Below are 6666 nucleotides of genomic sequence, written 5' to 3'. Positions count from 1 at the left end.
CAATCGTGCCGATGTTGCAATGCGGCTTAGTGCGTTGGAATTTCTCTTTGGCCATTTCAAGCTCCAGCCCTGTCCGGGCTCGTCCTCTAAACTAGGGTTGGAAGATCTTAGGCGTACTTCTTGATGACTTCGTCAGCCACATGCTGCGGGACCGGCTCATAGTGGTCATACGTCATGGTGAACTGAGCGCGACCCTGTGACATGCCCCGGAGGGTGTTCACATAGCCGAACATATTGGCCAGCGGCACATAGGCGTTGATGACCGTGGCGTTGCCGCGCATGTCCTGGCCCTGGATCTGACCACGACGACCGTTCAGGTCGCCGATGACCGAACCCAGATACTCTTCCGGGGTCACAACCTCGACGGCCATGATCGGCTCGAGCAGCTTGGGCCCGCCCTTTTCACGCAATTCCTTGAAGGCCGCGCGGGAGGCGATTTCAAAGGCCAGCACCGAGGAGTCAACGTCGTGATAGGCACCGTCGATCAAGGTGGCCTTGAAGTCGATCAGCGGGAAGCCGGCCAGCAGACCGTTGTCCTTGGCGGACTCGATGCCCTTCTGGACGCCGGGAATGTATTCCTTCGGCACCGAACCACCGGTCAGCGCGCTCTCGAACACGAAGCCTGAACCGGCCTCGCCCGGCTCAAACACCAGCTTCACCCGGGCGAACTGGCCCGTACCGCCGGTCTGCTTCTTATGGGTGTAGTCGATCTCGCAGCGACGCCCGAGGCTCTCACGATAGGCCACCTGCGGGGCACCGATGTTGGCTTCGACCTTATAGGTGCGCTTCAGGATATCGATCTTGATGTCCAGGTGCAGCTCGCCCATGCCCTTCAGGATGGTCTGGCCCGACTCGTGGTCGGTGGAGACCGTGAAGGACGGGTCTTCGGAAGCCAGCTTGGCCAGGGCCACGCCGAGCTTTTCCTGGTCGGCCTTGGACTTGGGCTCCACGGCGATCTCGATAACCGGCGCGGGGAACTCCATGCGCTCCAGGATGACCGGCGACTTGGTCGGATCACACAGGGTGTCGCCAGTGCGGGTGTCCTTCAGGCCAGCCAGAGCGACGATGTCGCCAGCATAGGCTTCCTTGATGTCTTCGCGGTTGTTGGAGTGCATCAGCAGCATCCGGCCGACACGCTCACGACGATCGCGGGTGGAGTTCAGCAGGCCCATGCCGGTTTCGAGCTTGCCCGAATAGATGCGGCAGAAGGTCAGAGAGCCCACGAAGGGATCGTCCATGATCTTGAACGCCAGGACCGACAGCGGCTCGTCGTCCGAGGCGCGACGGGTGACCGGCTCTTCGGTGCGGAAGTCGATGCCCGGGGTTGGGGGGATGTCCAGGGGCGACGGCAGATAGTCGACAACGGCGTCAAGCAGGGGCTGAACGCCCTTGTTCTTGAAGGCCGAGCCACAGAGGATCGGATAGAAGGCACCGGTCAGAACCGCCTTGCGCAGGCACTTCTTGATGGTCTCTTCCGACGGCTCTTCACCCGAGAGATAGGCCTCCATGGCCTCGTCATCGAGCTCGACCGCGTTCTCGATCATGTAGGCCCGGGCCTGTTCGGCCTTTTCCTTCATATCGGCAGGAATGTCTTCGTCGGTGAAGGCGGCACCCAGACCGTCATTCTCCCAGACCACGGCCTTCATGCGGACCAGGTCCACCAGACCGCGCAGGGAAGATTCCGAACCGATCGGCAGTTGGATAGGAACAGCCTTCGCGCCCAGGCGGTCGCGGATGGATTCCACCGACTTGTCGAAGTCAGCGCCGATCTTGTCCATCTTGTTGATGAACACGATCCGGGGAACATTGTACTTGTCGGCCTGGCGCCAGACGGTCTCGGTCTGGGGTTCCACGCCGGCATTGCCGTCCAGAACGGTCACCGCGCCGTCGAGCACCCGGAGGGACCGCTCCACCTCAATGGTGAAGTCCACGTGGCCGGGGGTGTCGATGATGTTGAGGCGCTTGCCCTTCCAGAACGAGGTCGTCGCGGCCGACGTGATCGTGATGCCGCGCTCCTGCTCCTGCTCCATCCAGTCCATGGTGGCCGCGCCATCATGGACTTCACCGATCTTGTGGCTCTTGCCGGTGTAGAAGAGAATCCGCTCTGTCGTCGTCGTCTTGCCCGCGTCGATGTGGGCCATGATGCCGAAATTACGGTAGTCTTCGATGGGGTGCGTGCGGGCCATAGCGAAAGGCTTTGCTGAAAGAGGTCCGGAGGTCGAATGCCGGTCTTGATGCTGAACGAACAGCGCGGGCGGTTTAACTCAAACCGCCCGCGCCGGGAAGCGATGGATGGGCAGACTTACCAGCGGTAGTGCGAGAAGGCGCGGTTCGCCTCAGCCATCTTGTGGGTGTCTTCGCGCTTCTTCACTGCGGCACCGCGGTTAGAGGAGGCGTCGAGGAGTTCACCGGCCAGCTTCTCGGTCATGGTGTTCTCGCCGCGCTTGCGCGCAGCAGTCACCAGCCAGCGGATGGCCAGAGCGCGACGGCGCTCGGGACGCACTTCCACGGGAACCTGATAGGTAGCGCCGCCAACCCGGCGGGAGCGGACCTCGATGCCCGGAGCGACGTTATCCAGAGCCGCATGGAAGGTTTCCAGGGGGCCCTGGTCCTTACGCTTGGCTTCGAGGATATCGAACGCACCGTAGATGATGTTCTCGGCGACGGCCTTCTTACCTTCGTACATCACGTAGTTCATGAACTTGGTGACAACGAGATCCCCGAACTTCGGGTCGGGAAGGACTTGACGTTTTTCTGCGCGACGGCGGCGGGACATATCTTCTGATCCTTACTTCGGACGCTTGGCGCCGTAGAGCGAACGACGCTGCTTGCGGTCCTTCACCCCTTGGGTGTCGAGCACGCCGCGCAGGATGTGATAGCGCACGCCGGGAAGGTCCTTCACCCGGCCGCCGCGGATCAGCACCACGGAGTGTTCCTGGAGGTTGTGGCCTTCGCCGGGGATGTAGCACACCGCTTCAATGCCGGTCGTCAGACGGACCTTGGCCACCTTCCGCAGAGCCGAGTTCGGCTTCTTGGGGGTCGTGGTGTAAACGCGCGTGCAAACGCCGCGACGCTGGGGGCAGCCCTTGAGGGCCGGCACCTTATTGCGCGAGGGCTTGTCCTTGCGCGGTTTGCGGATCAGCTGATTGACCGTAGGCATATATTCTCTGCGCCATTCCTAGGCTTGTGGGGGCGTGTGCCGTTGGGCCGATGCGCCCCGTTGAAGGGTCGTTGGTCTTCTGGTCTTCAAGCCCGGCTCTGAACACGAAAACTCGCCGGCGCGCATGTGTGAAGCGCTCCGGCGGGCGAGCCGTCCCTTGCAAGACTTTCGGGTCCCATGGGACCTGGGACATGATCCCTGGCCTCAGAGGAGCGCGGTTCATACTCGCACCGGCCCTGCCCGTCAATGTTTGCGCAAGCCCTGCGGACTTTGCCACGCCGCGCCACAGTTTTGCCCCGCGCGGCAACCAGCTTGGCCTTGACCGGTTGGATGGACCCATGACGCGCGGCTTGAGACTTATGGGGGCCGCAGCCCTGGTCACGGCGTTGCATCTGGCCGCCTTGCTGATGCTGGGGCAGATGGCCCCGGACCTGCCGCAGACGCAGGAGGGGCCGATCTTCGAGATCGTCCTGGCACCGCCACTTGCCGCCCTCCGGCGTCGCCCCGACCGCAGCCAGCAAATGCCGATTCGGGCCGCCCAAGGCCCAACGACGCCACCGCGAGACAACCGCGGCGATTCGGCTGAGACGGCTCCCTCCCCCATTCACCCAGCGCCAGCCGCAGATCCCGAGGCCACCGCCCAGGCCGCGCGGCTCAGGAGCGCCCTGCGACAGACCTTTGGCTGCAGCCAGCCGGACATGTCGCGGCTGAACCAGGCGGAGCGGGCCGCCTGCCTTGAGCGCTTCGCCCGCGGGGCGGAGACGGCACCCTATCGGCCGCCGCTCATGGACGGCGACAAGCAGAGGGGGCTGGAGCAGGCCGCCGCGCGAAAGGCCGCCGATCGCGCCTATCGCGACTCTGTCACGCCCCCACTGGGGATCGATACCACCAGCGGTGGGAGGTCGATGAATCCCTTGCCTGATCTCTAGCGCCAGGAGCGGGCTGATCTGAAATCGATGAACTCTTTGAAGGCCGGGACCAGTGCCGTCCAGGTGCCGATGACGCTCTGAAGCTGTTCGGTCGTGGCACCGAGTTCCATGTCCACATCAATCTCGACGAAGGGATCCATGTCGGAGTCGAGATAGGCGCGGCCGAACCGCATCTCACGGTTCCACTCATTGATCTTCGCTAGGCCCGGCGATTGATTCATCTCGAAGCCGACGCTGAACTGGATGCTCGTGCAGCGATCGCGCTCACAGCCGTAGAAGTAGATGAGGAAGTTGGTGCCGTCGGTGGCGCTACGGACCATGGGGTCGCCAACCCCGTCCACATCGGCCTGGGCGCGGTAGCCACTGGCCTGCAGCACCTCGATCACCTCAGCGGCCGTGACCCCGCCGGCGGGCAACGGGCGCGCCTGGACCTGGGTCGCCCCCAGCGCCAGGGCGACACCTGCGATAATCCAAAGTCCACGCATGGGACCGCTCCCCCTAAACGGAGCCCACCTGCCCCAGGGTTTTAGTTTACCGGGAGATGGGTGGAGAGGAAGCTGCCCAGCTGCTCCAGCATGCGCGCGCGGCTCTGCGGCCGGAAGAAATAGTGGTTCTCTCCCTCAAAGACGACCAACTCGACGGGCTTGCCCGCCCGCTCCAGGGCGTTCTTCATCAGCACCGAGTGATCCAGCAGAACAACAGTGTCCTGATCACCGTGCATCAGCAGAATCGGCGCGGTCGCCGCCGCGGCGTGAGTGACCGGCGAGGCCGCCGCCATCTGCTCGCGGGAGGCGTTGGCCAGCTGATCGCGGAAGCCGACAAAGAAACCCGACTCCCGGCCTGATCGCCGAACCACATTCAGTTGCAGCATCTGCAGATCGGTGACCGGGGCGATAGCTGCGGCGCATTGGAATGCTTCAGGATGCAGGGTGACGCCGACCAGGGCGGCATACCCCCCATAGCTCGCCCCCACGATACACACCCGTTCAGGGTCGATCTGCCCCGCCTCAGCCAGATGGGCCACCCCATCCAGGAGGTCCGTCTGCATCTTGCCAGCCCACTCGCCCTTGCCGGCGTCCTCGAAAGCCTGACCAAAGCCGCGAGAGCCCCGGAACTGGGGCCGCAGCACCGCATAGCCCCGCGTCGCCAGGAACTGGGTCAGATAGTCAAAGCGGTCGGTGTCGCGGGCGGCAGGCCCCCCATGGGGCAGAACCACCAAAGGGCGGGGCACCTCGCCGGTGCCGGCACCCGGCGGCAGGGTCAGATAGGCGGGGATCTCAAGCCCGTCCCGCGCCCTGTAGGTCAGCCATTGGGTCTGTCCCATGGGCTGATCATTGAGCTCGGGGAAACCAGATCCCAGCGGCGAGAGCTCCTTTTTGCTCCAGTCCAGAAGGTGCCAGGTGGGCGGCGCGTCATTGGACTGGGTGCGGACCACAAAGCGAGTGCGGTCCTGCGACCAGTCCACAAGCCCGACGGGACGCCCCCCCATGGCCCGGGACAGCAGCCTGTGCACCGCGCCAATATGGTCATCGAGATACTGTGCCGTGAAGCTCTCGCCACCGGATAGCAGGGCGAGAACCTGCCCGGTATAGGGGTCGACGATCGTACTTGGATCATAGGGGCTCGGCTCGCCCATGCCGTCTGTCGCCCCATCAGACAGTCGCTGGCGCACCACCTGTCGACCGCCGACCACGTCCTGAACGAGATAGATGGCGTCCTCGGGATCGGAATAGCCGAGGTACTCGCCGCCGCTTTCTTCGCGCCACGTCTCTGTCCAGCGCCGCTCTCCCCTGGCCCGGCCAAAGACTCGCGCCTTGGCGGTATCGGGATCGACCTCGAAACGCACCCTCGCCTCACCCTGGCCATCGGGTTCAAAGAAGATTGAATCGAAGTTGCCGTTTTCCACGATCCGTCCATGGCCGGTGGTGGGATCGGCCCGCCAGAGCGACCACTTGAAGGTCTGCTCGTCCCCCTTCTGGACAATGCGGCTGTCCACATGGGACCGGTCGATGGTCATCTGCAGACCCATCAGATAGACCGCCGGGGTCTCTCCATGGACCACCCGCATGATCGGCTGGCTGGTGGCATAGCGACTGGCATGGTCGTTGGAGAGCAGGAGCGCGCCGATCTCGCCTTCGGCGGTGACCACGATGTTGCGCTCAAAGCGATATTCGCGCCGGGGGGCAAGCTTCTCCCAGAACCCTACCCGGACGATAACATGGTCGTTGCCCACCCAACGGACACTCACCGCCTCGATATCCCCCAGGGGCACCGTCTTGGCGCCGGCGGTGTCCAAGGTCGCGATGTTGAGGGACCGCGCCCCTGCGGGCCCGCCCAGCAGGGCGATGCGAGCGCAATTGGGCGATATCGCCACGTCCTGGATCGCCTCAAGCCGGGCGAAAGCCGCCACCGGCGGCGGCGCGGCGGCCGCCATCGACGTGCTCACGGCCCAGGCCGCAAGCACTACCATCATCAGAACGCGCATAAAAACTCCCCTCAACCCCAGGTGAGGTTAGCCGCCGTCCGCATGAAGGCAAGGCTCTGAACGCATGTGTAGAACGAAAAACGGCCCTGGGT

At 63.9% G+C, this 6666-nt stretch carries 6 protein-coding genes; 1 reads left to right on the top strand and 5 read right to left on the bottom strand.

Features of this window, described 5'->3' with window-relative positions; genetic code table 11:
- Window positions 1-107: 107 nt before the first annotated feature.
- The 3 genes from fusA to rpsL all read right to left on the bottom strand — a co-directional run bounded on the left by fusA (window position 108) and on the right by rpsL (window position 3160).
- Entirely contained in the window at window positions 108-2186 is a 2079-nt protein-coding gene (gene fusA / locus MH112_RS10690) for an elongation factor G (RefSeq protein ID WP_296567594.1), read from the bottom strand.
- Window positions 2187-2302: 116 nt separating this feature from the next.
- Complete coding sequence (gene rpsG / locus MH112_RS10685; RefSeq protein WP_293317136.1) at window positions 2303-2776, bottom strand: 30S ribosomal protein S7; 474 nt, start codon at window positions 2774-2776, stop codon at window positions 2303-2305.
- Between the two features lie 12 nt (window positions 2777-2788).
- Window positions 2789-3160, bottom strand: coding sequence for a 30S ribosomal protein S12 (rpsL, locus tag MH112_RS10680; protein WP_293415253.1), 372 nt, complete (start codon window positions 3158-3160; stop codon window positions 2789-2791).
- A gap of 338 nt (window positions 3161-3498) precedes the next feature.
- On the opposite strand from rpsL, the gene MH112_RS10675 reads away from it, so the two are divergent.
- Window positions 3499-4089, top strand: coding sequence for a hypothetical protein (locus MH112_RS10675; protein ID WP_296567586.1), 591 nt, complete (start codon window positions 3499-3501; stop codon window positions 4087-4089).
- Here the strand turns inward: MH112_RS10675 and MH112_RS10670 are convergent.
- Window positions 4086-4574: a YbjN domain-containing protein gene (locus MH112_RS10670; RefSeq protein WP_296567583.1), complete on the bottom strand. Its 489-nt coding sequence runs from the start codon at window positions 4572-4574 to the stop codon at window positions 4086-4088. The genes MH112_RS10675 and MH112_RS10670 overlap by 4 nt on opposite strands.
- Before the next feature lie 41 nt (window positions 4575-4615).
- A complete protein-coding gene (locus MH112_RS10665) occupies window positions 4616-6574 on the bottom strand; it encodes a S9 family peptidase (RefSeq protein WP_296567581.1) in 1959 nt (652 codons plus the stop codon).
- Window positions 6575-6666: the final 92 nt, after the last annotated feature.

Source organism: Phenylobacterium sp., from assembly GCF_022402485.1.
In the GTDB taxonomy this organism is placed as follows: domain Bacteria; phylum Pseudomonadota; class Alphaproteobacteria; order Caulobacterales; family Caulobacteraceae; genus Phenylobacterium.
Note: the sequence above shows the minus strand (reverse complement) of the source record. Positions and strands in the feature narration are given on the sequence as shown.